This is a genomic window from Pseudomonas sp. R4-34-07 (genome assembly GCF_003852375.1).
In the GTDB taxonomy this organism is placed as follows: Bacteria; Pseudomonadota; Gammaproteobacteria; order Pseudomonadales; family Pseudomonadaceae; genus Aquipseudomonas.
Window position 1 is genome coordinate 30446 of record NZ_CP027760.1, and the last position, 23048, is coordinate 53493.

Annotated in this window: 24 protein-coding genes; 15 read left to right on the top strand and 9 right to left on the bottom strand. The window is 60.3% G+C overall.

From position 1 onward, the window contains the following. The first annotated feature begins 79 nt into the window (after positions 1-79). The 6 genes from C4J85_RS00135 to C4J85_RS00160 all read left to right on the top strand — a co-directional run bounded on the left by C4J85_RS00135 (position 80) and on the right by C4J85_RS00160 (position 5814). Positions 80-1030: a LysR family transcriptional regulator gene (locus tag C4J85_RS00135; RefSeq protein WP_124408705.1), complete on the top strand. Its 951-nt coding sequence runs from the start codon at positions 80-82 to the stop codon at positions 1028-1030. Positions 1031-1060: 30 nt separating this feature from the next. After that, positions 1061-1387, top strand: a complete 327-nt coding sequence (locus tag C4J85_RS00140; protein WP_124365255.1) for a DOPA 4,5-dioxygenase family protein — start codon at positions 1061-1063, stop codon at positions 1385-1387. A gap of 164 nt (positions 1388-1551) precedes the next feature. Then, positions 1552-2511, top strand: coding sequence for a 2-dehydro-3-deoxygalactonokinase (locus C4J85_RS00145; protein WP_124408706.1), 960 nt, complete (start codon positions 1552-1554; stop codon positions 2509-2511). 1 nt (position 2512) lies between these two features. Further along, positions 2513-3133, top strand: a complete 621-nt coding sequence (locus tag C4J85_RS00150) for a 2-dehydro-3-deoxy-6-phosphogalactonate aldolase (protein WP_124360601.1) — start codon at positions 2513-2515, stop codon at positions 3131-3133. A gap of 48 nt (positions 3134-3181) precedes the next feature. Then, positions 3182-4330: a galactonate dehydratase gene (gene dgoD / locus C4J85_RS00155; protein ID WP_003170741.1), complete on the top strand. Its 1149-nt coding sequence runs from the start codon at positions 3182-3184 to the stop codon at positions 4328-4330. 179 nt (positions 4331-4509) lie between these two features. Beyond that, positions 4510-5814, top strand: coding sequence for an MFS transporter (locus C4J85_RS00160; protein ID WP_124365257.1), 1305 nt, complete (start codon positions 4510-4512; stop codon positions 5812-5814). A 36-nt stretch (positions 5815-5850) separates the two neighbouring features. Here C4J85_RS00160 and C4J85_RS00165 read toward each other — a convergent pair whose 3' ends face one another. The 3 genes from C4J85_RS00165 to trpB form a co-directional block, all read right to left on the bottom strand. After that, positions 5851-7512 (bottom strand): FAD-binding protein, encoded by a 1662-nt coding sequence (locus C4J85_RS00165; protein ID WP_124408707.1) that lies wholly within the window; start codon positions 7510-7512, stop codon positions 5851-5853. A gap of 166 nt (positions 7513-7678) precedes the next feature. Continuing rightward, a complete protein-coding gene (trpA, locus tag C4J85_RS00170; RefSeq protein WP_124365259.1) occupies positions 7679-8488 on the bottom strand; it encodes a tryptophan synthase subunit alpha in 810 nt (269 codons plus the stop codon). Beyond that, complete coding sequence (gene trpB / locus C4J85_RS00175) at positions 8488-9714, bottom strand: tryptophan synthase subunit beta (protein WP_124365260.1); 1227 nt, start codon at positions 9712-9714, stop codon at positions 8488-8490. The genes trpA and trpB overlap by 1 nt, the downstream gene beginning before the upstream one ends. 111 nt (positions 9715-9825) lie before the next feature. Here trpB and C4J85_RS00180 point away from each other — a divergent pair, with 111 nt between their 5' ends. Next, positions 9826-10722 carry a LysR family transcriptional regulator gene (locus tag C4J85_RS00180; RefSeq protein ID WP_124408708.1) on the top strand — a complete coding sequence of 299 codons (897 nt, stop codon included), beginning with the start codon at positions 9826-9828 and terminating at the stop codon, positions 10720-10722. Here the strand turns inward: C4J85_RS00180 and C4J85_RS00185 are convergent. Next, entirely contained in the window at positions 10719-11045 is a 327-nt protein-coding gene (locus tag C4J85_RS00185) for a YqjD family protein (protein ID WP_003170746.1), read from the bottom strand. The two genes, C4J85_RS00180 and C4J85_RS00185, sit on opposite strands and share 4 nt — an antisense overlap. Before the next feature lie 157 nt (positions 11046-11202). Here C4J85_RS00185 and C4J85_RS00190 point away from each other — a divergent pair, with 157 nt between their 5' ends. Both C4J85_RS00190 and C4J85_RS00195 read left to right on the top strand, forming a co-directional pair. Further along, complete coding sequence (locus C4J85_RS00190) at positions 11203-11418, top strand: dodecin (protein ID WP_057725727.1); 216 nt, start codon at positions 11203-11205, stop codon at positions 11416-11418. Between the two features lie 116 nt (positions 11419-11534). Further along, positions 11535-11759 (top strand): DUF1161 domain-containing protein, encoded by a 225-nt coding sequence (locus C4J85_RS00195; protein WP_124365262.1) that lies wholly within the window; start codon positions 11535-11537, stop codon positions 11757-11759. 152 nt (positions 11760-11911) lie between these two features. On the opposite strand, the gene C4J85_RS00200 is transcribed toward C4J85_RS00195, so the two are convergent. Continuing rightward, the gene (locus C4J85_RS00200; protein WP_124405903.1) at positions 11912-12913 is read right to left on the bottom strand and encodes an LLM class flavin-dependent oxidoreductase; all 1002 of its coding nucleotides are present in this window, start codon (positions 12911-12913) and stop codon (positions 11912-11914) included. A gap of 215 nt (positions 12914-13128) precedes the next feature. Between C4J85_RS00200 and C4J85_RS00205 the strand changes: the two genes are divergently transcribed. After that, a complete protein-coding gene (locus C4J85_RS00205; RefSeq protein WP_124408709.1) occupies positions 13129-13560 on the top strand; it encodes an OsmC family protein in 432 nt (143 codons plus the stop codon). Between the two features lie 308 nt (positions 13561-13868). Beyond that, positions 13869-14108, top strand: coding sequence for a DUF1161 domain-containing protein (locus tag C4J85_RS00210; protein ID WP_124402580.1), 240 nt, complete (start codon positions 13869-13871; stop codon positions 14106-14108). Here the strand turns inward: C4J85_RS00210 and C4J85_RS00215 are convergent, their stop codons facing one another. After that, entirely contained in the window at positions 14109-14531 is a 423-nt protein-coding gene (locus C4J85_RS00215; protein WP_124365264.1) for a hypothetical protein, read from the bottom strand. A gap of 116 nt (positions 14532-14647) precedes the next feature. Between C4J85_RS00215 and C4J85_RS00220 the strand changes: the two genes are divergently transcribed. Both C4J85_RS00220 and C4J85_RS00225 read left to right on the top strand, forming a co-directional pair. After that, positions 14648-15733, top strand: coding sequence for an aminopeptidase (locus tag C4J85_RS00220; RefSeq protein WP_124408710.1), 1086 nt, complete (start codon positions 14648-14650; stop codon positions 15731-15733). Positions 15734-15805: 72 nt separating this feature from the next. Further along, on the top strand, positions 15806-18694 hold the full coding sequence (locus tag C4J85_RS00225) for an RHS repeat domain-containing protein (protein ID WP_124408711.1): 2889 nt from the start codon (positions 15806-15808) through the stop codon (positions 18692-18694). A 16-nt stretch (positions 18695-18710) separates the two neighbouring features. Here C4J85_RS00225 and C4J85_RS00230 read toward each other — a convergent pair whose 3' ends face one another. After that, the gene (locus tag C4J85_RS00230) at positions 18711-19370 is read right to left on the bottom strand and encodes an HAD family hydrolase (RefSeq protein ID WP_124408712.1); all 660 of its coding nucleotides are present in this window, start codon (positions 19368-19370) and stop codon (positions 18711-18713) included. Continuing rightward, positions 19367-19909, bottom strand: coding sequence for a gamma carbonic anhydrase family protein (locus C4J85_RS00235; RefSeq protein ID WP_124360614.1), 543 nt, complete (start codon positions 19907-19909; stop codon positions 19367-19369). Before C4J85_RS00235 ends, C4J85_RS00230 begins: the two co-directional genes overlap by 4 nt. Before the next feature lie 101 nt (positions 19910-20010). Here C4J85_RS00235 and prlC point away from each other — a divergent pair, with 101 nt between their 5' ends. Beyond that, positions 20011-22062 (top strand): oligopeptidase A, encoded by a 2052-nt coding sequence (gene prlC, locus C4J85_RS00240; RefSeq protein WP_124408713.1) that lies wholly within the window; start codon positions 20011-20013, stop codon positions 22060-22062. Further along, positions 22059-22334 carry a YheV family putative zinc ribbon protein gene (locus tag C4J85_RS00245; RefSeq protein ID WP_017528719.1) on the top strand — a complete coding sequence of 92 codons (276 nt, stop codon included), beginning with the start codon at positions 22059-22061 and terminating at the stop codon, positions 22332-22334. Before prlC ends, C4J85_RS00245 begins: the two co-directional genes overlap by 4 nt. A 39-nt stretch (positions 22335-22373) precedes the next feature. Here C4J85_RS00245 and C4J85_RS00250 read toward each other — a convergent pair whose 3' ends face one another. Next, on the bottom strand, positions 22374-23024 hold the full coding sequence (locus C4J85_RS00250; protein ID WP_124408714.1) for a dual specificity protein phosphatase family protein: 651 nt from the start codon (positions 23022-23024) through the stop codon (positions 22374-22376). Positions 23025-23048 lie beyond the last annotated feature (24 nt).

The window sequence follows — 23048 nt, forward strand, 5'->3', positions numbered from 1 at the left end:
TGTTTATGCGAATGAGCATGCAGCCCGCGCAAAGCCTGGTAAAGCCCATGAAGAACAATGCCTAGGATAAGCACAGCTTATGTATGAAGCACTCGGTGACCTCTCCCTCGACCTGCTGCGCGCGTTCGAAGCGGCGGCGCGTCAGCGCAGTTTTACTGCCGCGGCGATGGAGCTGGGCACCACGCAGCCGGCCATCAGCCAGCAGATCAAACGCCTCGAAGAGCAGCTGGCGATCCGCTTGTTCGACCGCATCTACCGTGGCATCGAGTTGACCGAAGCGGGCGCCCTGCTGTTCGAACACGTCCAGGCCGGCCTGCACACCATTAACCTGGGCTTGAGCACCGTCACCGAGCAAGACCAGCACGAAGTGCTGCAAGTGGCCACCGACTTCGCCTTCGCCGCCTACTGGCTGATGCCGCGCCTGCATCGTTTCCACCAGGCCAACCCGCAGGTGGATGTGAGCCTGGTGACCAGCGAGCGCAACCACGCCAGCCTGCGCAGTGACACCGACGTGGCGGTGCTGTTTGGTGACGGACGCTTCAAGCAAGGCGACAGCCTGTGGCTGTTCAACGAGGAAGTGTTCCCGGTGTGCAGCCCGCAATGGCTCAAGCACCAGGCCACAGCGCTGACGGTGCAGACCCTGCCGGACTACCCGTTGCTGCACTTGCGCCAGGAAAACAACCGCCACTGGTTCGACTGGGCCGGTGTGTTTCGCGAGCTGGGAATCAGCGCCGCGCCCACCCCTGGCCAATTGCGCTTCGACAATTACACGCTGCTGATTCAGGCGGCCATTGCCGGCCAGGGCGTTGCGATCGGCTGGCGCCATCTGGTGGATGACCTGCTGGAGCAGCAGTGGTTGTGCCGGCCGATCAGCGACACAGTGATCTCGCGTTTCGGCTATTACGTGGTGCAGCCTCAGCGCAAGCGACGCCGTCAGTTGGTCGAACGGTTTGTCGATTGGCTGGTGGCGGAGCAGGCCAGCAGCGCGCAGTCATTGACCGGGCTGGCCCTGCCGTCGATTGCGGTCTAGGATCGCTGCACAGTGGAACCGGAGTCCGGCATGCAACGTATCAAGGGCTATCACGCCCATATCTACTTCGACGCCAGCACGATCGACCAGGCGCGCACCTTGTGTGAAGACGCGGCAGCGCTCTTTCCACTACGCATGGGGCGCGTGCATGAGCGTCCGGTAGGCCCGCACCCGGACTGGAGTTGCCAGCTGGCGTTCGACCCGGAATACATCGGCGTGGTGCTGCCCTGGCTGGCGCTGCATCGCAATGGCTTGGTGGTGTTCCTGCACCCTGATACCGGCGATGACCTGAAGGACCACACTGAGTACGCGGTCTGGATGGGTGCGATGCGCGAACTGGATTTGTCTATTTTTTAACCGTTATTTGCTGACGCAACTCGCCTCTTCCCAAGGATGTGTAAGATTTTGCGCGCTTATCTCCCAATATATGGGACTGTTATTTATATATTGAGATATTGCCAGGCATAGGTTTATATTCGCCCATCTGCTTTTTTCAGCACCCACTCATTTCAGGTGAAGCGATGCAGGCGCAATTGATCGCGCTCGATTGGGGAACCAGCTCCCTTCGTGCTTACAAACTAGGTCCCGCCGGCGTGGTTCTGGAACAACGCTCACTGCCCTGGGGCATCATGCATTTGCCCAGCGAACCGCGTGACATCGCGGATGCTCGCTGCAGCAATGGCTTTGAGTTGGCATTCGATAGCGCCTGCGGGGATTGGCTCGACGCCCAGCCCGAACTGCCGGTGATCGCCTGCGGCATGGTGGGTAGCGCACAGGGTTGGAGCGAAGCGGCTTATCGCAACACCCCGGTGGATGTTGCCAGCCTGGGCCAGGCACTGCACAAGGTGCGCAGCCTGCGTGGCGTCGATGTGCATATCGTGCCGGGCGTGATCGAACAGGTCGGCCTGCCCAATGTGATGCGCGGCGAAGAAACCCAGGTACTCGGTGTGCTGCACGGGCTCGCCACCGACGTACTGATCGGCCTGCCGGGCAGCCATTCCAAATGGGTCGAGGTGGTCGAGGGCTGTATCACGCACTTCGACACGTTCATGACCGGCGAGCTGTTCGCCATATTGAGCAAGCACAGCATCCTGGGACGTACCCAGCAATCATCGGAACATTTCCACACCGAGGCGTTTGACCGAGGCGTGGCTGTCGCGCTGTCGGCGGACGGCCAGCGCGGCGTGCTCTCGACCCTGTTCAGTGCGCGCACCCTCGGGCTGACCGCCGAACTTACGCCTGAGCAGCAGCCCGACTACCTGTCCGGCCTGCTGATCGGCCATGAACTCGCCGGTTTACCCGACAGCGCCAAACGCAAGCCGATCATCCTGGTCGGCGCCGCCCCTCTCTGCGCCCGCTATCAACGCGCCCTCGCCCAGTGCGGCTTCGCCCACGTCAGCCTGGCGCCGGAAGCCAGCGAGCGCGGCTTGTGGCAACTGGCCGAGGCGGCCGGGCTCACTCAACCTGTAACGGAGGCCTGACATGCTCAAGAAAGCACTCGCACAAAACGGTTTGATCGCGATCCTGCGCGGTGTGCGTCCGGACGAAGCCCAAGCTGTCGGCCAGGTGCTGTACCAGGCCGGTTTTCGCGTGATCGAAGTACCGCTGAACTCGCCGGACCCCTACACCAGCATCCGGACCCTGCGCGACAGCCTGCCCGCCGATTGTCTGATCGGTGCCGGTACGGTGTTGACGCCCGAGCAGGTCGAGCAGGTCAAAGCCGCCGGCGGCCAAGTGATCGTCATGCCGCACAGCGATGCCAAGGTATTGCGTGCGGCGAAAGCGGCGGGCCTGTACCTGTCACCGGGCGTGGCCACGCCGACCGAGGCCTTTGCCGCACTGGCCGAAGGCGCCGACGTGCTGAAGCTGTTTCCGGCCGAGCAAATGGGCCCGGCGGTGATCAAGGCGTGGCTCGCAGTATTGCCGGCGGGCACGTTGCTGCTGCCGGTAGGCGGTATCACCCCGGACAACATGCAGGTATTCACCGACGCCGGTGCCAAAGGCTTCGGGCTGGGCTCGGGCTTGTTCAAGCCGGGCATGTCCGTGGAGCAGGTCGCGAGCCGCGCCCAGGCGTATGTCGCAGCCTGGAAAGCCCTGAGCTGATTTCAAGTTCCGCGCCTGCTGGCGCCGCATCTACAAGAGAGATAACAGATGAAAATCACCAAACTGACGACCTTCATCGTCCCGCCGCGCTGGTGCTTCCTCAAGGTCGAAACCGACCAGGGTGTCACCGGCTGGGGTGAGCCCGTGGTTGAAGGTCGCGCCCACACCGTGGCCGCTGCCGTCGAAGAATTGTCCGACTACCTGATCGGTAAAGACCCACGCAATATCGAAGACATCTGGACCGTGCTCTACCGTGGCGGTTTCTACCGCGGTGGCGCGGTGCACATGAGCGCCCTCGCCGGTATCGACCAGGCGTTGTGGGACATCAAGGGCAAGGCCCTGGGTGTTTCCGTCAGCGACCTACTGGGTGGCCAGGTGCGTGACAAGATCCGCGTGTATTCGTGGATCGGTGGCGACCGCCCGGCGGACACTGCCCGCGCCGCCAAAGAGGCTGTGGCCCGTGGTTTCACTGCGGTGAAAATGAACGGCACCGAAGAGCTGCAGTTCGTCGACAGCTTCGAAAAAGTCGACCTGGCCCTGGCCAACGTCGCGGCGGTACGCGATGCGGTCGGCCCCAATGTGGGCATCGGCGTCGACTTCCATGGCCGTGTGCACAAACCCATGGCCAAGGTGCTGATGAAGGAGCTGGACCCGTACAAGCTGATGTTCATCGAAGAGCCGGTGCTCAGCGAAAACTACGAGGCCCTCAAGGAACTGGCACCGCTGACCAGCACCCCGATTGCCCTGGGCGAGCGCCTGTTCTCGCGCTGGGACTTCAAGCGTGTGCTCAGTGAAGGCTACGTCGATATCATTCAGCCGGATGCGTCCCACGCCGGCGGCATCACCGAAACCCGCAAGATCGCCAACATGGCCGAAGCCTACGACGTGGCACTGGCCCTGCACTGCCCGCTGGGCCCGATCGCCCTGGCGGCCTGCCTGCAACTGGATGCGGTTTGCTACAACGCCTTTATCCAGGAGCAAAGCCTGGGCATTCACTACAACGAGAGCAACGACCTGCTCGACTACGTGCGCGACCCCGGTGTGTTCGATTATGACCAGGGCTTCGTGAAGATCCCCAACGGCCCGGGCCTGGGCATTGAGATCAACGAGGAATATGTGATCGAGCGGGCGGCCATTGGTCATCGCTGGCGCAACCCGATCTGGCGCCATGCCGATGGCAGTTTCGCCGAGTGGTGATTTCCAACTGAAAGACCAGGGTCAGAAATGTGGGAGGGGGCTTGCTCCCGATAGCGCAGTGTCAGGCAACGCTTTGGCGGCAGGTTCACCGCTATCGGGAGCAAGCCCCCTCCCACATTTTGATCCGGTTTCTTCAGTCAGTCCTATTCAGCCCTCAATAAACACAAGAAGAGGCACCCATGCATCCTGAACCCTCAAGCGGACAGGCTTCCTTAGTCACGCCTAGCCGAAAGCGCTTCTTCATCATGGTGCTGCTGTTCATCACCGTGGTGATCAACTACCTCGACCGCAGCAACCTGTCGATTGCCGCCCCTGCGCTGACCAGCGAGCTGGGCATCGACCCGGTCCATGTCGGGCTGATCTTCTCGGCGTTCGGCTGGACCTACGCCGCCATGCAGATTCCTGGCGGCTGGCTGGTAGACCGTGTGCCCCCGCGCATTCTCTACACTGCGGCCCTGCTGCTGTGGTCGATCGCCACCGTCATGCTCGGCTTTGCCGCCAGCTTCATCGCCTTGTTCGTGTTGCGCATGGCCGTCGGCGCCCTGGAAGCCCCGGCCTACCCGATCAACAGCCGGGTCGTGACCACCTGGTTTCCCGAGCGCGAGCGCGCCACGGCGATTGGCGTCTACACCTCCGGGCAGTTCGTCGGGCTGGCGTTTCTCACCCCCGTGCTGGCCTGGCTGCAGCATGCGTTCGGCTGGCACATGGTGTTCGTCGCCACCGGTGGTGTCGGCATCCTATGGGCGGTGATCTGGTATGCGGTGTATCGCGAGCCCAAGGATTTCAAAGGCGCCAACGCGGCGGAAATCCAGTTGATCCGCGACGGCGGCGGCCTGGTGGATATGCAGGCGCAAGCGACCAAGGCGCCGTTCAGTTGGGTCGACCTCGGCATCGTGCTGAGCAAGCGCAAGTTGTGGGGCATCTACCTGGGGCAGTTTTGCCTGAACTCGACCCTGTGGTTTTTCCTGACCTGGTTCCCGACCTACCTGGTGAAGTATCGCGGGATGGACTTCATCAAGTCCGGCCTGCTGGCCTCGCTGCCGTTTCTGGCGGCGTTCGTCGGCGTGCTGTGCTCGGGGATTTTCTCCGATTGGCTGATTCGCCGGGGCGCCTCGGTGGGCTTTGCGCGCAAGTTGCCGATCATTGGCGGGCTGCTGATTTCCACCGCGATCATCGGCGCCAACTACGTGGACTCCACAGCCTGGGTGATTGCCTTCCTGGCGCTGGCGTTTTTCGGCAATGGCCTGGCGTCGATCACCTGGTCGCTGGTGTCCACGCTTGCCCCCGCACGGCTGTTGGGCCTGACCGGTGGCGTGTTCAACTTCATCGGCAACCTGTCGGCCATTGCCACGCCGATCGTGATTGGTTTTCTTGCCAGCGGTGATTCGTTTGCGCCAGCGATTACCTACATTGCGGTGCTGGCGTTGCTTGGGGCGCTGTCCTACGTGTTGCTGGTGGGCAAGGTTGAGCGCATCGAGCTTTGAAATAGGGCGACCTTGAGGTCGCCCTTTTTTACCGGCTTACGGCACCGACATCTCGTTACGGAACACATTGTGCGGGTCCCAACGCTGCTTGGTGCGCCGCAGGCGGCTTTCGATCATGAGGTCAGGGACAAAAATCTTGTACCAGTTGGGGTTTTTCGGATTGGCCGGGTCGCCGCCAATGTGGGTCATGTCGAGGTCCGGATAGTTGATGTAGCAGCCCTCGAACTGATCGTTGAGCGGAACCCCGTTGTCGTTGACGAAGGCTTGGAAAAACAGTCCTTGAATCCAGCGGGCGTGTGCCTGATCCGCTGCCTCGCTGGCCTCGTACCAATAACACTGCGGTTGCCACTTCAGATAGGACGAGCGTTGTGAGACCGACGACTCTTTGCGAACCGCCGGTGTGGGCGCGTTGATTCGCCCGCCGAACGACTGGATTTGTATCAGGCTCTGGGTCAGGTGTTCATCGGGGTCGTTCAGGTGCAACGTGTCCCAGATCGCCTGGAGCACCGCAGGCGCGAATTCACCCTTTTGGTACGCAGACTTGTAGCGCCCGCGCAGATTGTCCCCTGAACCATTCAAGGTTTGCTGGCACACCAGCCAATCCAGGCGTCGCGTGGCCGCCAGCGCGTCGGGCAGCGCCTGGATGGAACGCCCGCGTGCGCCGCCGCTGGGCATATGCACGACGTAAAACGGTACCAGGCATTCGGTTGCGGGCAGGCCAATGGCGCCGAGCATGGTTGCGACGAAATCTTCGAAGGGTGCCTGGTCCTGCAGTTCTCCATTTCGATCAACGTAATGAATGCCCAGGGTCACACTACCGGTGTGCTGATGGCGCATTTCCAATTTGGTGGCCAGCCCCCAGGTGTCGGGGTTGCTCTGATTGCGCGCGAACCAGTCCTGGTAAGCGATGAGCAGGTCGTCGAGCCTGGACTTCTCGGTCAACAGCGACCAATCCCATTCCAGCACCAGCCACAGCACCTCCTTCGGTGCTTCGGGCAATGCCTTGAAGTAGTAGCTGGTAATAATGCCGAATTGACCGCCGCCTGCGCCGCAACACGCGGCGAAGAGGGCGAGCTCGTCAAGGTCTGTGCTGTCTCGCGAGACATGCGCCGGTTCCAGGCCGGTGCCCTGTGCGTTCGGCACCAACATATCGACACCGTGCAGCCAATCGCAAACCAGGCCGTGTTTGCGTGACAGCAACCCATAGCCGCCCCCGCAAATATGCCCGCCCAAACCCACCGAATAGCACGAGCCGCCTGGCAGTGTCTTATTGGCCAGCTTGTACAACCTGACGTACGCATCCCAATTCTGCCCACCGGCTTCCAGGCGAAAGCTGTAGCGCTCGGGCCGCGTGGGTAGCAGCTGGGAAGCGAGTTGCCCATCGGCAGCGTAGACCACCTGGTTCAGTGCGCTGATATCCAGTATCGACAGCACCTCGTCGCTGTTGCCGGGCATCTTGTTGCTAACGAAACCTTCGTAGCAGTGGCCGCCGCTTCGAACCGTTATACGCCCGTGGACGACCGCCAGCGCCTCGGCCGCAGCGTCGATGATGTCCTGGGGACTGTGGCAGAGGTAGATGCATTGCGCGCCATTGGGTGACGACTCGCCCTGCACATTGCCCAACGGCCAGCGCAGGTTGAAGCCCTTTTGCAAGGTCGAATGACGGCGGTCTGAGGCGGTGATGAGATCAAATGCCATGATGTACTCCTGAGAGCCAAATGACTTCTGATGCAGCTAACTTAACGACCGGGAGGCAAGAACGGCAGGGGCTTGCAGGCGGTTAGACGGCAATAGGCATGAAGTGCTTTGTGGGGTTACGGAATGTCACCCCACAAGCCTAGCGCAAGAATCAACACAGGCGCGCTTACCGACGGGCGTTACGCACGCCTTGCGACAGCGCCGCGCAATGGCTCAATACGCCATCGATCGCTTGCTGGTCGCTGCTGGCGTTGGCGATGTGATCGATCAGCGCAGAACCCACCACCACACCGTCCGCCAGGCGCGCGATGGCCGCCGCTTGCTCCGGTGTACGGATACCGAACCCGATGCTGATCGGCAGGTCAGTGTGGCGACGCAGGCGGGCCACGGCTTCCTCGACGTGTTCCAGGGTCGCGGCGCCGGCACCTGTCACGCCGGCGACCGACACGTAGTACACAAAGCCGGAGCTGCCATTGAGTACGGTCGGCAGGCGCACATCGTCAGTGGTCGGGGTGGTCAGGCGGATAAAGTCGATGCCAGCGGCCTGGGCCGGGTCGCAGAGCTCGCCGTTATGCTCGGGCGGCATGTCGACCACGATCAGGCCATCGACCCCGGCCTCCTTGGCGTCGGCAATGAACTGCGGCACGCCGTATTTGTGGATCGGGTTGAAGTAACCCATCAACACCAGCGGCGTGTCGTTGTTGTCCTTGCGGAACTCGCGGACCATCTGCAGGGTTTTCGCCAGGTTCTGCCTGGCTTCCAGCGCACGGATGTTGGCCAACTGGATCGCCGGGCCATCAGCCATCGGGTCGGTGAAGGGCATGCCCAGCTCGATCACGTCGGCGCCAGCGGCGGGCAAGCCTTTAAGGATGGCCAGCGAGGTGTCATAACCCGGGTCGCCGGCGGTGACGAAAGTCACCAGGGCGGCGCGGTTTTGTTCTTTCAGCTGTGCAAAGCGGGTTTGCAGGCGGCTCATCAGTGTTTCTCCTGCTGGGAGGTTTGCATATGGTGCATCACCGTCTGCATGTCTTTGTCGCCACGGCCGGACAGGTTGACCACCATCAGGTGATCGGCAGGCAAGGCCGGGGCGCGCTTGAACACTTCAGCCAGGGCGTGTGCGCTTTCCAGTGCGGGGATGATCCCTTCCAGGCGGCAGCATTTGTGGAAGGCGTCGAGGGCTTCATCGTCAGTCACCGAGGTGTACTGGACGCGGCCGATGTCATGCAACCAGGCGTGTTCAGGGCCGATGCCGGGGTAGTCCAGGCCTGCGGAAATCGAGTGGGCGTCGATGATCTGGCCATCATCGTCCTGCAGCAGGAAGGTGCGGTTGCCGTGCAGTACACCGGGTACTCCGCCGTTGAGGCTGGCGGCGTGCTTGCCGGTTTCGATGCCGTGGCCGGCCGCTTCAACGCCGATGATTTCGACGCTGGTGTCATCCAGGAACGGGTGGAACAGGCCCATGGCGTTGGAGCCGCCACCGATGCACGCCACCAGGCTGTCCGGCAGGCGGCCTTCCTGGGCTTGCAGCTGGTCGCGGGTTTCCTTGCCGATGACGGCCTGGAAGTCGCGGACCATGGCCGGGTACGGGTGCGGGCCGGCCACGGTACCGATCAGGTAGAAGGTGCTGTCGACGTTGGTTACCCAGTCGCGCAGGGCTTCGTTCATGGCGTCTTTCAGGGTGCCGGTGCCGGCGACCACCGGGATCACCTCCGCGCCCAGCAGTTTCATACGGAACACGTTGGCCTGTTGGCGCTCGATGTCGGTGGTGCCCATGTAGATCACGCATTGCAGGCCAAAGCGCGCGGCGACGGTGGCGGTGGCCACGCCGTGCATGCCGGCGCCGGTCTCGGCGATGATGCGTTTCTTGCCCATGCGCCGTGCCAGCAGGATCTGGCCGATGCAGTTGTTGATCTTGTGCGCGCCGGTGTGGTTCAGCTCTTCGCGCTTGAGGTAGATCTTGGCGCCGCCGCAGAACTCCGTCAGGCGTTCTGCGAAATACAGCGGGCTTGGGCGCCCGACGTAGTCGCGCTGGAAGTAGGCCAATTCTTCGTTGAACGCCGGATCGATCTTGGCCGCTTCGTATTCGCGGGCCAGTTCAAGGATCAACGGCATCAGGGTTTCAGCGACGTAGCGGCCGCCAAACGCGCCAAACAGGCCGTTGGCGTCAGGGCCGTTGCGCAGATCGGTCTGGGACTGGGTCATGGGGCGCTCCAGGAAAGAATGGCGTGTAGAGAACAATGAGGGCCACTCTACCCCTGCCGCTCCCGGCTGAAAACCGATAAGATCGCCGCAACCTGTCAGGAAAACTCACAGATGAGTCGCGACCTTCCGCCGCTCAACGCCCTACGCGCGTTTGAAGCCACCGCCCGCCTCAGCAGCGTCAGCCAGGCGGCAGAGCAATTGCACGTCACCCATGGCGCAGTCAGTCGCCAATTGAAAGTGCTGGAAGAACACTTGGGCGTCAGCCTGTTCGTCAAGGATGGGCGCGGCCTCAAACTCACAGATGCCGGGGCCAGGCTGCGCGATGTCAGTGCCGAGGCGTTTGAACGTCTGCGGGATGTTTGCGCCGAACTCAGCCAAAACAGCGCCGATGCACCGTTCGTGCTCGGTTGTTCAGGCAGTTTGCTGGCGCGTTGGTTTATTCCACGCTTGGGACGCTTGAATGCGGACCTGCCGGACTTGCGTTTACACCTGTCGGCGGGCGAAGGCGATCTGGACCCGCGACGCCCGGGATTGGACGCCCTGCTGGTATTTGCCGAGCCACCGTGGCCAGCGGATATGCAGGTGTATGAGTTGGCAAGCGAGCGTATTGGGCCGGTGATGAGCCCGCGATTTGCAGGTTACGCGCGCCTGCTTCACGCGCCCGCTGCAGCCTTGTGTGACGAAGCGCTGCTGCATACCACGTCACGTCCGCAGGCCTGGCCGAGTTGGGCGCAGCAACACGCAATCAATCCCGGCGCGCTGAAGCTCGGCCAGGGTTTTGAGCATTTGTATTATTTGCTGGAAGCGGCGGTTGCAGGGCTGGGTGTGGCAATCGCGCCGGAGCCGCTGGTGGCAGAGGACCTGCGAGCGGGTCGGCTGGTGGCGCCGTGGGGCTTCAGTGAAACCCCGGCGCACCTGGCGTTGTGGCTACCCAAGCGCGCCGCAGACGGGCGCGCCGGGCAATTGGCGCAGTGGCTCAAGGCTGAGCTGGCGCGCCAACCGGTTTAGTCGCCGCGTTTGCACAGCAGGTAAGCCGCCAGCAGGCCCAGGGCACCTACAGCGACGCCAGCTGTGGTCCATGGGTGCTCTTGTGCATAGTCGCGAGTAGCAACACCGGTTTCGCGAATTTTGACTTTGCTTTCTTCATAGGCATCGCTGATCAGGTGGCGAGAGTGTTTGAGGGCATTCTCGGCATTGCTTTTCAGGGCCTTCAGCGTTTTGCGCGACTCATCGGATGCATCATCCTTGAGGCTCTCAAGAGATTTGAGCAGGCTCGAAATCTCGGCTTCCATGCTTTCCAGCGACGCTTTGCGTAAAGAAGTGTTGGCCATGTGGACATCTCCTGAAGTGATTGAGTGGCGTGTGTAGATACCGACTGCGGCGGTTTCGGAAAGTGCATTAAATCTGAACTTTCGTAGCCGAGCGGTCGCCTCAAGCAGTACGAATATTCACTGCTAGTCTTGATTGACGACCCACAGGAGAAACACCATGAGCGAACATCACACCTACAAGAAAGTCGAATTGGTGGGCTCATCCACCACCACCATCGAAGATGCGATCCAGAATGCCCTGGCCGAAGCCAGCAAAAGCCTCAAGCATCTGGAGTGGTTTGAAGTGACTGAAACCCGTGGGCATATCGAGAATGGCAAGGTTGCGCACTATCAGGTCACCCTGAAGGTGGGATTCCGAATTGCCAGTAGTTGATCGGGCGCGTGGAACTTTGATCGCTGGCCGATTGCCATAACCTGCGCTACATACAATGGGTGCCGACGCCATAAGTGTCGGCACGCTCTTTTCGACCAGCGCAAGGAAAGTATCGGATGAAGAAGTTTCTGTTAGCGGTAGGTTTGTTGAGCATCGCCGGCACGGCCCTGGCGGCGGGCAAGCCTTGTGAAGAACTGAAAAGCGAATTGGCTGCGAAGCTCGATGCTAAAGGCGTTCAGCACTATTCACTGGATGTTGTCGACAAAGGTGCAGCAGCCGATGCCAAGGTGATTGGCAGCTGTGAAGGCGGCACCAAGGAAATCGTCTACAAGCGCGGTTAAGCCCGTGTTGCAGACCTAAAACCGACGCACTTGTGGCGAGGGAGCTTGCTCCCGCTGGAGTGCGTAGCGCTCCCTTTTTTTGGGGCCGCTTCGCAGCCCAGCGGGAGCAAGCTCCCTCGCCACAGGCGCTTCGGTTTTTTTTTGCCCGGGGTTCAGCCCTTCATCAACTGCGCCAGCAGTTCGTAGGAATGAATCCGGTCGGCATGCTCGTACAGGTCGCAGGTAAAGATCAGTTCATCAGCGCCGGTCTGCTCGATCAGCACCTCCAGTTTGGCGCGGATCTTCGCCGGGCTGCCCACCATCGCCAAGCCGAGGAAACTGCCGACCGCGTCTTTTTCGTGGGGCAGCCACAGGCCGTCCATGGTTTTCACCGGTGGCCGCTGCACCAGGCTCTGCCCGCGCATCAGCGCGAGAATGCGCTGGTACACCGAGGTGGCCAGGTAGTCAGCCTGTTCATCGGTGTCAGCGGCCACCAGCGGAATGCCGAGCATGACGTAGGGCTTTTCCAGCACGGCCGAAGGCTTGAAGTGATTGCGGTACACGCGAATCGCTTCATGCATCAGGCGCGGTGCGAAATGTGAGGCGAAGGCGTAGGGCAAACCACGCTCACCGGCCAGTTGCGCACTGAACAGGCTTGACCCCAACAGCCATACCGGCACGTTGGTGCCGGTGCCCGGTACCGCGATCACCCGTTGGTCGGGCGTGCGTGGGCCGAGGTAGGCCATCAGTTCGGCCACGTCATCAGGGAAGTCGTCGGCACTGCCGGAGCGTTCACGGCGCAGGGCGCGGGCGGTCATCTGGTCGGAACCGGGCGCACGGCCCAGGCCCAGGTCGATACGGCCGGGGTACAGGCTTTCCAGGGTGCCGAACTGCTCGGCGATAACCAGCGGCGCATGGTTGGGCAGCATCACCCCGCCGGAGCCGACACGGATGGTCGAAGTGCCCCCTGCCAGGTAGCCAAGCAATACTGAAGTGGCCGAACTGGCGATACCGTCCATATTGTGGTGTTCAGCCACCCAGAAACGGTTGTAGCCGAGTTTTTCCACGTGCTGGGCAAGGTCCAGGGAATTGCGCAGCGATTGCGCCGCACTGCCGTTGGCGCGAACGGGCACCAGGTCGAGGGTCGAATACTTAACGTCGGACAGCGATTTCATAGCCTGCTTCTCCAATGGGGGCGCAGGCTTCTTAGACGAACCAAAACCTGCCGCTTCATGTGCATGTTCTATGCAATGAGGGCATATACCCGAGATTCAATAGCCATTATGAAATTTCCTACTTGAATGGTAGGTTTTTCCGACAGGGTGAACTTTGCCATGGCGTCTATCCTCAGAACCTTACTGACGCAAAACTACCGTTCGAGGAGAAAGCTATGAGTATCGTTAAAAAGGCATCCGCGCATTGGGAAGGCGATCTGAAGACTGGCCTGGGTTCGATTTCCACGGAAACTGGCGTGCTGCGCGAAGCGCCTTACGGCTTCAAGGCCCGTTTCGAAGGCGGCAAGGGCACCAACCCTGAAGAGCTGATCGGCGCGGCCCACGCCGGCTGTTTCTCCATGGCCTTTTCCATGATTCTCGGCGACGCAGGCCTGAAGGCTGACAGCATCGACACCCAGGCCGAAGTGACTCTCGATCAGGTCGAGGGTGGTTTTGCGATTACCGCCGTGCATCTGGTTCTTAAGGCCAAGATCCCAGGCGCCAGCCAGGCGCAGTTCGACGAACTGAGCAAAAAGGCCAAGGAAGGGTGCCCGGTGTCCAAAGTGCTGAACGCAACCATCACCCTGGATGCCACACTGGTTAACTGACACACCTTCCATGTGGGAGGGGGCTTGCCCTAATACCAGTCAGTTAAGGCTTTTTGTAGGAGCGAGCTTGCTCGCGAAGAACTCACAGGCACCGCGTTTATTCAGGAAGCACGCGTTATCGTTGACGTTTTTCGCGAGCAAGCTCGCTCCTACAGACGGTGGTGTACGCTTAACTGGCTGGCATCAGAGCTTGCCCCCTGCCACATTTAGTTTTGCGTTAAATCAGAACTCGTATTTTATAGATGTGGTCCTATAGCCTATGCAGCCTAGGCGCACACTCGTGCGCATGCATTCAGGGAGCTTCACACATGAAACGTTTTGCCTTGGCAATCATCTGCGGTGTATTGGCCACTTCGGCCGTGGCCGCGCCAAAAGATTGTGAAGAGCTCAGGAAGGAAATCGAAGTGAATATCCAGGCCAAGGCGATCCCGTCCTACACCCTGGAAATCATCACTGCCGAAGAAGCCAAGAACCACGACAGCGCCATGATTGTCGGTACGTGCGAAAACGGCACCAAGCGCATCCTCTACCAGAAAAACAACGACTGATCAGATGCAGTTCACACTGCGCTCTTCGGCCAGCAACTGACGCGCCGAGTCATACAGGCGGATGTTGGGGGTGAAGGCCAGTGAGCGACCTTCCAGTACGTAGCGTTGGCCAGCCTGGAAATGGTCGTACTGCAAGGTCATGAAGCAGGTTCGATACATCATCTGGCTGAGCCCTCCCAAACCACCGCCGGCGGGCACTTCGAAATCGAAGCGCACCATCAGTTCGTGGGGGCCGGGCGGCATTTGGAAAAAGCGCCCGTCGTCGAGGTTTTTTCCGTCCAGCCGCTGGGCCATGACCATTTTGGAGCCTGGTGTCGGCGTAGTGAAGTCTACCCAGGCCTGCTGCGGGTCGACTGGCGGGATGGGCGTCGATGCGCAAGCGCTGAGGAACAGGGCGGCGATTGGATACAGAAGCTGGCGCATGGCAAGTACTCAATGCGAGGAGATAGTTTGAGTATAAACACGCCATCGTGTGGAACATTCAAATTCACTTCAAGCGTATCAGTCTGGCGCACACATCACCCAGGAGCAGTCGCGGCATGATCAGGCGTTTTCTTGCGGGGTTGATCGCGGTGCTGCTCAGCGGCTGCTCCAGCGTCAGTTACTACAGCCAGTTGGCAAGTGGCCAGTGGCAACTGCTGCGGGCGCGGGAATCGGTGGCCGAGGTCATCGCCGATCCAGCCCGTCCTCAAGGGTTGCGCGAGCATCTGGTTCAATCCCAGAAAGCTCGCACTTTCGCCAGCGAACACCTGCACTTGCCCGACAATCAAAGTTACCGGCTCTGCGCCGATATTGGCCGACCCTATGTGGTCTGGAATGTCTTCGCCACGCAGGAATTTTCTCTATCGCCTGAAAACCACTGTTTTCCCATTGCCGGTTGTGTCGCCTACCGCGGCTATTACAGCCAGGGCGCGGCACGCGGCGAAGCGGCATTGCTGCGCCAACAAGGTATGGACGTGTCGATTGGCGGCGTCGAGGCGTATTCCACCTTGGGTTGGTTCAACGACCCGATCATCAGTTCGATGCTGCACTGGGGCGATGAGCGCCTGGCCACGTTGATCTTCCATGAGCTGGCGCATCAGCGCTTCTATGTGAAGGACGACACCGAGTTCAATGAGTCATTCGCCAGCTTCGTCGAGCAGGAAGGTACTCGGCAATGGCGTGCTTCCCGTGGCCTGGCGCCCGTCAGCGATGCAGCGTTGCAGCAGCGTGACCAGTTCATTCGCCTGATTCTCGATACCCGCAAACGCCTGGAAACCCTCTACGCACAGCCCTTGGCGCGCGAAGCCATGCGCCAGGCCAAGGCGGCGGAGTTCGAACGCCTGCGCCTTGAGTACCAACAGATGCGCGATAGCCAATGGGGCGGTGACAAGCGCTATGACGCGTGGATCAACCAGCCGATGAACAACGCACGGCTGTTGCCTTTCGGCCTGTATGACCAATGGGTGCCGGCGTTTGCAGCATTGTTTCGGCAGGAAGGCGGGGACTGGGTCAGGTTTTATCAGGCGGTGCGCGCATTGGGCGGTTTGGCTTCGCAAGAGCGCAAGATTCGTTTGAGGCAATTGATGAACGAATACCAGGGGATGGATGCGCAGAGCACGTTTGACGCGAGCAGATACAAGTAATATCTACATATCCCACCGCTCTGAGACGCGCTCATTAGAGTTTCCTGACCTTTACAGCGTCAGGGTTTCCTCATGTCTCTACCCTTGCATCAAAACACACCAACGTTAACGGCGATCGATCCACGCGGGTTGGCTGTGCGCACGGTCGCTTATTACCGGCCGACTGCCCAAGTCGAACTCGAGGCGCGTATTACCCGTCAAGCGTTCAATGCCTCGGGTTTCGTGGTACAGCAGTACGGCTCACGTCAGTGGATGGCAAGTGACGCCAAAAGGGTGAAAAAACCCTGTCACGTGACGGTCTACAGCCTTGGCGGTCAGCCGATCTACAGCGCTAGCACGGATGCAGGCTGGCGCTTGACGTTACTGGGGGGCGCGGGTCAATGGGTGCACAGGTGGGATGGTCGCGGCGCTCACCGTAAGTGCAACTATGACGCTTCGCTGCGGCCCGTGGCGGTGTTTGAACAAGCGGCCGATGATTCATCTGAGCGATGTGTAGAAAGGTTGGAATATGCAGGTAATTCAACGGCTGAGGCTGTGAATAATCGCTGCGGCCGGCTGGTGTTGCATGACGGCGAGTGCGTCAGAACGCGCTTTGAGGAGTATGGCCTGCAGGGGCATGTATTGAGGCAGGCACAGCGTTTTCTTCGGGAGATTGCGACGGTCAACTGGCCCTCACAACCCACACAGCGAGAAGCTTTATTGCAGGATGAAGACTTCGTGACATCATGGCGCTTCAGTGCATTGGGGGAAGCGCTTGAGCAGGTAGATGCAAAAAACAATGTAAAAGACAGTCGTTATGGACGCACCGGTGAGCTACTGGAAGTTGGCATCACCCTGGCGGGCGGTACTCGTCAGGTCATCGCGGATGGGGCCGACTACAACGCCCATGGTCAGATGCTAACGCAACGTGCTGGAAACGGCGTAGTGAGCGAGTGGACCTACGACCCACGCAGCCAGCGTGTGGAGCGATTATTGACCTATCGCAGCAGGGCAAAGAAAGAGCGGTTGCAGGATTTGGCATACACCTATGACCACGTCGGCAATGTGATCAAAATCGTCGACGCAGCCCAACCCATCCAATGGTCAAGCAACGCCCAGGTCATGGCTGTCAGCCATTATCAATATGACACTTTGTATCAGCTGGTCCAGGCCAGTGGGCGAGAGAATGCGCACAATAGCGCTGGATCGGGGCTGCCAAGGCGGGCGACTTTCGGCGCCGCAAATGATAGCCAATGGCGCAACTACACCCGAACCTATACCTATGACGCCGATGGCAATCTGCAAAAGCTGCAGCATGTGCCTAGCAACGGCAGTGGCTATACGCGAACAATGAAGGTAGCGACGCTCGGAAACCAAAGTCTGCCGACTACAGGCCCATTGATCGAGTCGCCCGCATTGGGCAAGGGCTTCGACCTCAATGGCAACCAGCAGCAACTCGAGCGTGGGCAGACCATGAACTGGGATGTGTCCAACCGACTGATCAGTGTCGCCTTGGTGACCCGTGAGGACGCGGCCAACGATGAAGAGCTGTACGGCTATGATGCGTTCGGCCAGCGCGTGATAAAAAATAGCGTGGTTCGGGCGGGCGCACTCACCCATCGTGCGCAGGTGTGCTATCTGCCGGGGCTGGAAGTACGGCGCGACAGTGCCAGTGGCGAATGGCTGAATGTCTTGAATATTGAAGTCGGTCGCTACAGCGTGCGGATACTTCAATGGGAAAAAGGTCGCCCTCCCGAGCTTGCGAACAATTCCATTCGTTGCAACTTGGCGGATCATTTGGGCAGCAGCACCCTGGAGTTGGATGAAAAGGCCCTGCTGATCAGTCAGGAAAGTTATTACCCCTTTGGCAGCACTGCGTGGTGGGCGGCGAGAGGCGCCATCGAGGCACGCTATAAAACTTGCCGCTACAGTGGCAAGGAGCGCGATGCTACTGGGCTGTATTACTACGGGTTGCGTTACTACGCACCCTGGTTGCAGCGTTGGATCAGCCCGGACCCGGCAGGGACACTTGACGGACTGAATCGATACAGCATGGTGCATAACAACCCGATGAACAGGGTTGACCGTCAAGGGATGATTACGTCCTTGCCCACCGACTGGAGTTCGGCAGGTCAAGGCAGGCTGCCAAGCTTTGGGCATCACGTGTCCGTGGGCGCTGCACAGGGCGTGGTACTGGGCGGGGTTGCTGCGCTAGGGGCCAAGCTGACGGGCATTGTGGGGCCCTCAGTGGCGTTCGGCGCGTTCGTTGCGGGAGGCGTAGGTTTTGCCGCAGTACGCAACGTTTCGGATGAAATCCGCCATTCATTGTGGGTAGGGTCACCCAGTTATAAAAAGCTCGTGGCGGGTGCGCAGGCAGCTTCTGTCCTGTTGAATGCAGCGTATGTGGCGATCAATGATCCTGCTAACGCAACTGAATTGAATCAGCTGGATGCATTGTTCTTTGGGGCGGCGCAGGGCTCGAGCAATCTGCAGGAAACGATGTCTGCGGTGAGTTATTACCATGACAACTTACACAGAATAAGCGTCATGGAGCACCATGAAGGCAGGACGACGGTAGAGGCTATTTCAGCCAGAGGCACATTGGCGTCCGGCAGGCTGACGATGCCAGGCGTAAAACGTCTGATGTATTTTCAGCGGGATTTTCTAGAACGGTCTTCTGCAGAGGAAATTGCTCATACCTTCATTCATGAAGTCACTCACAGCGCACTCGCGACCCACGATGAAGGCGGCAGCTCGGCCACCGAGGACACCTTATCGTCCTATTTGATTCGACTGCGCAGTCAGAGGATTTCACTTGCCACCAGTGCAGAAGCCAACGCTCATTATTTTTCTTTACTGGCCGCCTTGCACCTCAATAAAGCCGATTATCAGCGCAGAAAAAACCTGTTAACCAGTGGAATATCCGCTCACCCTGCAAGCTCACCAGCCGCACATGCTCCAGTGCGCAGACGGAGGCCTTGAAAACCCGCGTGGCGTGTTAGCGGTGGCCCATAAACGCCTGGTGCAACTCGGCCAATGTTTCAAAATGCCAGGTCGGCGCTTCGGCATTCAGCTCTGCAAAGCTGCCAAACCCATACCCCACCGCCGCCGAGTCGAGCCCATTGCTGCGCGCGCCGATCAAGTCATGCTTGCGGTCACCGATCATCAAGGTGGTGGTCGGGTCCAGCCCTTCTTCACGCACCAAGTGGGCGATCAACTCGACCTTGTTGGTGCGCGTGCCATCCAGCTCGCTGCCGTAAATCACCTTGAAGTGCTTGGCAAAGTCAAAATGCCGCGCGATCTCACGGGCAAATTCCCACGGTTTGGATGTGGCCACATACAACTGGCGGCCTTGGCTGTTGAGTTCTTCGAGCAAGGGCATCACGCCATCGAACACATGGTTTTCATAAAGCCCGGTGACCCTGAAACGCTCACGATAAAGATTCACCGCTTGCCACGCCTTGGCCTCGTCGAAGCCGTAGAACTGCATGAACGCTTGCAGCAACGGCGGGCCGATGAAGTGTTCGAGGCGGGACAGGTCCGGCTCGTCGATGCCCAGCTTGCCCAGGGCATACTGGATCGAGCGGGTGATGCCCTCGCGTGGGTCGGTAAGGGTGCCATCGAGGTCGAACAGCACGGTTGGGTGGTGCAGGGTCATCGGTCGAATCCTTCAGCCAGGTGCAGGTCTTTGAGTTTCACGTAGTTCGCTGCGCTGTAGGTGAAAAAGGCACGCTCCTTGTCAGTCAAAGGGCGTACCTGTTTAACCGGGCTGCCGACGTACAAAAAGCCACTGTCGAGTTTCTTGCCCGGCGGCACCAGGCTGCCGGCCCCGATGATCACGTCATCCTCCACCACGGCGCCGTCCATCACGATGCTGCCCATGCCGATCAGGATGCGGCTCCCCACGGTGCAGCCATGCAGCATGACTTTGTGGGCGATGGTCACGTCGTCACCGATCAACAGCGGGAAACCGTCCGGGTTGAACGGGCCGGCGTGGGTGATGTGCAGCACGCAGCCATCCTGCACGCTGGTGCGCGCGCCGATACGGATGCGGTGCATGTCGCCGCGAATCACCGTCAAGGGCCAGACTGAGCTGTCGGCGCCGATTTCGACATCGCCGATCACCACCGCCGAAACATCGACAAAAGCCCCGGTGCCCAGGGTTGGCGTGTGGTTCTGATAGGTGCGAAGGGTCACGATAGCCTCTCTCTGTTGTACTGATAGCTGCGGTGGGTGTTGATTGTAATTAAGATGCCCCCATCTTTGTCTTATCTGTTTTTTCAGCCAAGGTGCCAACCGTGAGCGCGAACAACCCTCTTCTGCAGCCCTACGACCTGCCGCCGTTCTCGGCGATCCGTGCCGAGCATGTCCAGCCGGCCATCGAACAGATCCTCGCCGATAACCGGGCAGCTATCGCAGAAATCCTGCAAAGCCAGGGAAAAAATCCGACATGGGCGGGCCTGGTCCTGGCCATGGACGAGCTTAACGATCGCCTGGGCGCGGCGTGGAGCCCTGTCAGCCACCTCAACGCCGTGTGTAACAGCGCCGAACTGCGCGAAGCCTATGAGGCCTGCTTGCCGGCATTGAGCGCCTACTCCACCGAGATGGGGCAGAACCGTGAACTGTTCCAGGCCTTCGAAGCCTTGGCCAGCAGCCCCGAGGCCGCCGGTTTCGATGTGGCGCAAAAAACCGTGCTGGAACACGCCCTGCGCGACTTTCGCCTGTCGGGTATCGACTTGCCGCCGGAGCAGCAAAAGCGCTACGCCGAAGTGCAAAGCAAGCTGTCGGAGCTGGGCAGCAAATTCTCCAACCAGTTGCTGGATGCCACCCAGGCCTGGACCAAGCACGTCACCGACCAAGCCACCCTCGCCGGCCTGACCGATTCGGCCAAGGCGCAAATGGCCGCCGCCGCCCAGGCCAAAGGTCTCGATGGCTGGCTGATCACCCTGGAATTTCCGAGCTATTACGCGGTAATGACCTACGCCCAGGACCGCGCCCTGCGCGAAGAAGTCTACGCGGCCTACTGCACCCGCGCGTCGGACCAAGGCCCGAATGCCGGTCAGAACGATAACGGCCCGCTGATGGAACAGATCCTCGACCTGCGCCAGGAACTGGCCCAGCTGCTGGGCTACGCCTCGTTCGCGGAACTGAGCCTCGCTACCAAGATGGCCGAGTCCAGCGACCAGGTGCTGAGCTTCCTGCGCGACCTGGCCCAGCGCAGCAAACCGTTCGCGACCCAGGACCTGCAGCAGCTCAAGGCTTACGCCGCCGAACAAGGTTGCGCCGACCTGCAAAGCTGGGACAGCGGCTTCTACGGCGAAAAATTGCGCGAGCAGCGCTACAGCGTGTCCCAGGAAGCCCTGCGCGCTTACTTCCCGATCGACAAAGTGCTGGGCGGCCTGTTTGCCATTGTGCAGCGCCTGTACGGCATCGAGATTGCCGAGCAGAAAGGTTTCGACGCCTGGCACCCGGACGTGCGCCTGTTCGAGATCAAGGAAAACGGTCAGCATGTCGGCCGCTTCTTCTTCGACCTGTATGCCCGCGCCAACAAGCGTGGCGGTGCCTGGATGGACGGTGCCCGCGACCGCCGCCGCACCCTGGAGGGTGTGCTGCAAAGCCCGGTGGCCAACCTGGTGTGCAACTTCACCCCGGCCGACAGTGGCAAGCCCGCCCTGCTGACCCACGATGAAGTGACCACCCTGTTCCACGAGTTCGGCCATGGCCTGCACCACCTGCTGACCCGCGTCGAACATGCCGGCGTATCCGGTATCAACGGCGTGGCCTGGGATGCCGTGGAGTTGCCGAGCCAGTTCATGGAGAACTGGTGCTGGGAGCCTGAAGGCCTGGCGCTGATTTCGGGCCACTACGAAACCGGTGAGCCGTTGCCTCAGGACCTGCTGGAAAAAATGCTCGCGGCGAAAAATTTCCAGTCCGGCCTGATGATGGTGCGCCAGCTGGAATTCTCGCTGTTCGACTTCGAATTGCACGCCACCCACGGCGATGGTCGCAGTGTGGCGCAGGTGCTCGAAGGCGTGCGCGATGAGGTCTCGGTAATGCGCCCACCGGCCTACAACCGCTTCCCCAACAGCTTCGCGCACATTTTCGCCGGCGGTTATGCCGCAGGTTATTACAGCTACAAGTGGGCCGAAGTGCTGTCGGCGGACGCCTTCTCCAAGTTCGAAGAAGACGGCGTGCTCAATGCCCAGACCGGTCGCGCCTTCCGTGAAGCGATCCTTGCACGGGGCGGTTCGCAGGAGCCGATGGTGTTGTTCGTCGACTTCCGCGGACGTGCGCCGTCGATTGACGCACTCTTGCGCCACAGCGGCCTGAGTGAGGACGCGGCAGCATGAGTGAAGGGCCTGTGATCACCAAAAAGCAATTTATCGCCGGGGCGGTCTGCCCGGCATGCAGCGAGCCGGACAAGCTCAAGATGTGGACCGAAGACAGCGTGCCACACCGCGAGTGTGTGGCCTGTGGGTATACCGATACGCTGAATGACCAGGGGCTGTCAGTGCCCAAGGAATTGGGTACGCGGGTCAACACGTCGGCATTGAAAGCGCCAGCGGACCCGAAGGTGCAGGCGGTGCAGTTCTTCCCCAATCCCAAACTCAAGAAAGACTGAGTGGCAGCGGGAGCGAGCAGGCTCGCTCCCGCCGTTACATTACTTGTCGTCCTTGACCGTTGTGCCGATCCAGCTTTTCATCGAGCACAGCGCAAACGGACTGGTGCTGCAGTCGCCGTTCGCCAGAGCGGTACGCAACTTGTCGACATCGGCGCGCATCATGTAGCGAACGCCATCCTTGAAGCCATCGCTGCTGCCAAAGCCACCCAAGGTCATTTCGTTCAGCGCGTCTTCCTTGCTCCATCCCTGAATCACTACCCGATACATCGCGGCCATCAGCCCGGTGCGGTCAGAGCCGTGCTTGCAGTGCATCAATACCGGGCCATTGGCTTGAGCTTCCTGAATGGCACGCAGTGCCGCCAGCACGTCGGAATCGTCGACATGGTTGGTGCGATAGGTGATCTGCACCTCTTTGATACCCGATGACTTCAGCCACGCCGAATCAGGCTCCGGCAAAAAGTTGATCACCGTTCCAATCTTCAGTTTCTCCAGCACCGGCACGGCGTCACCGTCAAGCAACGCGCTGCGGTAAAGCGTGGGCGTCATTTGGTGCAGGTTGTAGTGGTCGCCCACCGGCTGGGCCCACTCAGGCGAACGAATGGAGGATTCGCCCTGTGCGTGGGCATCAACGGTGGTGAACAGGGCTATCAGTGCCAGGCCGAGGGCCGGCAGCAATCGAATCTTGAACATGGGGTACGTAACCGACCAGGGCAA

Coding starts and splice junctions, on each gene's coding strand:
- C4J85_RS00135 (WP_124408705.1), top strand. CDS start 80: ATGTATGAAGCACTCGGTGACCTCTCCCTCGACCTGCTGCGCGCGTTC.
- C4J85_RS00140 (WP_124365255.1), top strand. CDS start 1,061: ATGCAACGTATCAAGGGCTATCACGCCCATATCTACTTCGACGCCAGC.
- C4J85_RS00145 (WP_124408706.1), top strand. CDS start 1,552: ATGCAGGCGCAATTGATCGCGCTCGATTGGGGAACCAGCTCCCTTCGT.
- C4J85_RS00150 (WP_124360601.1), top strand. CDS start 2,513: ATGCTCAAGAAAGCACTCGCACAAAACGGTTTGATCGCGATCCTGCGC.
- dgoD (WP_003170741.1), top strand. CDS start 3,182: ATGAAAATCACCAAACTGACGACCTTCATCGTCCCGCCGCGCTGGTGC.
- C4J85_RS00160 (WP_124365257.1), top strand. CDS start 4,510: ATGCATCCTGAACCCTCAAGCGGACAGGCTTCCTTAGTCACGCCTAGC.
- C4J85_RS00165 (WP_124408707.1), bottom strand. CDS start 7,512: ATGGCATTTGATCTCATCACCGCCTCAGACCGCCGTCATTCGACCTTG.
- trpA (WP_124365259.1), bottom strand. CDS start 8,488: ATGAGCCGCCTGCAAACCCGCTTTGCACAGCTGAAAGAACAAAACCGC.
- trpB (WP_124365260.1), bottom strand. CDS start 9,714: ATGACCCAGTCCCAGACCGATCTGCGCAACGGCCCTGACGCCAACGGC.
- C4J85_RS00180 (WP_124408708.1), top strand. CDS start 9,826: ATGAGTCGCGACCTTCCGCCGCTCAACGCCCTACGCGCGTTTGAAGCC.
- C4J85_RS00185 (WP_003170746.1), bottom strand. CDS start 11,045: ATGGCCAACACTTCTTTACGCAAAGCGTCGCTGGAAAGCATGGAAGCC.
- C4J85_RS00190 (WP_057725727.1), top strand. CDS start 11,203: ATGAGCGAACATCACACCTACAAGAAAGTCGAATTGGTGGGCTCATCC.
- C4J85_RS00195 (WP_124365262.1), top strand. CDS start 11,535: ATGAAGAAGTTTCTGTTAGCGGTAGGTTTGTTGAGCATCGCCGGCACG.
- C4J85_RS00200 (WP_124405903.1), bottom strand. CDS start 12,913: ATGAAATCGCTGTCCGACGTTAAGTATTCGACCCTCGACCTGGTGCCC.
- C4J85_RS00205 (WP_124408709.1), top strand. CDS start 13,129: ATGAGTATCGTTAAAAAGGCATCCGCGCATTGGGAAGGCGATCTGAAG.
- C4J85_RS00210 (WP_124402580.1), top strand. CDS start 13,869: ATGAAACGTTTTGCCTTGGCAATCATCTGCGGTGTATTGGCCACTTCG.
- C4J85_RS00215 (WP_124365264.1), bottom strand. CDS start 14,531: ATGCGCCAGCTTCTGTATCCAATCGCCGCCCTGTTCCTCAGCGCTTGC.
- C4J85_RS00220 (WP_124408710.1), top strand. CDS start 14,648: ATGATCAGGCGTTTTCTTGCGGGGTTGATCGCGGTGCTGCTCAGCGGC.
- C4J85_RS00225 (WP_124408711.1), top strand. CDS start 15,806: ATGTCTCTACCCTTGCATCAAAACACACCAACGTTAACGGCGATCGAT.
- C4J85_RS00230 (WP_124408712.1), bottom strand. CDS start 19,370: ATGACCCTGCACCACCCAACCGTGCTGTTCGACCTCGATGGCACCCTT.
- C4J85_RS00245 (WP_017528719.1), top strand. CDS start 22,059: ATGAGTGAAGGGCCTGTGATCACCAAAAAGCAATTTATCGCCGGGGCG.
- C4J85_RS00250 (WP_124408714.1), bottom strand. CDS start 23,024: ATGTTCAAGATTCGATTGCTGCCGGCCCTCGGCCTGGCACTGATAGCC.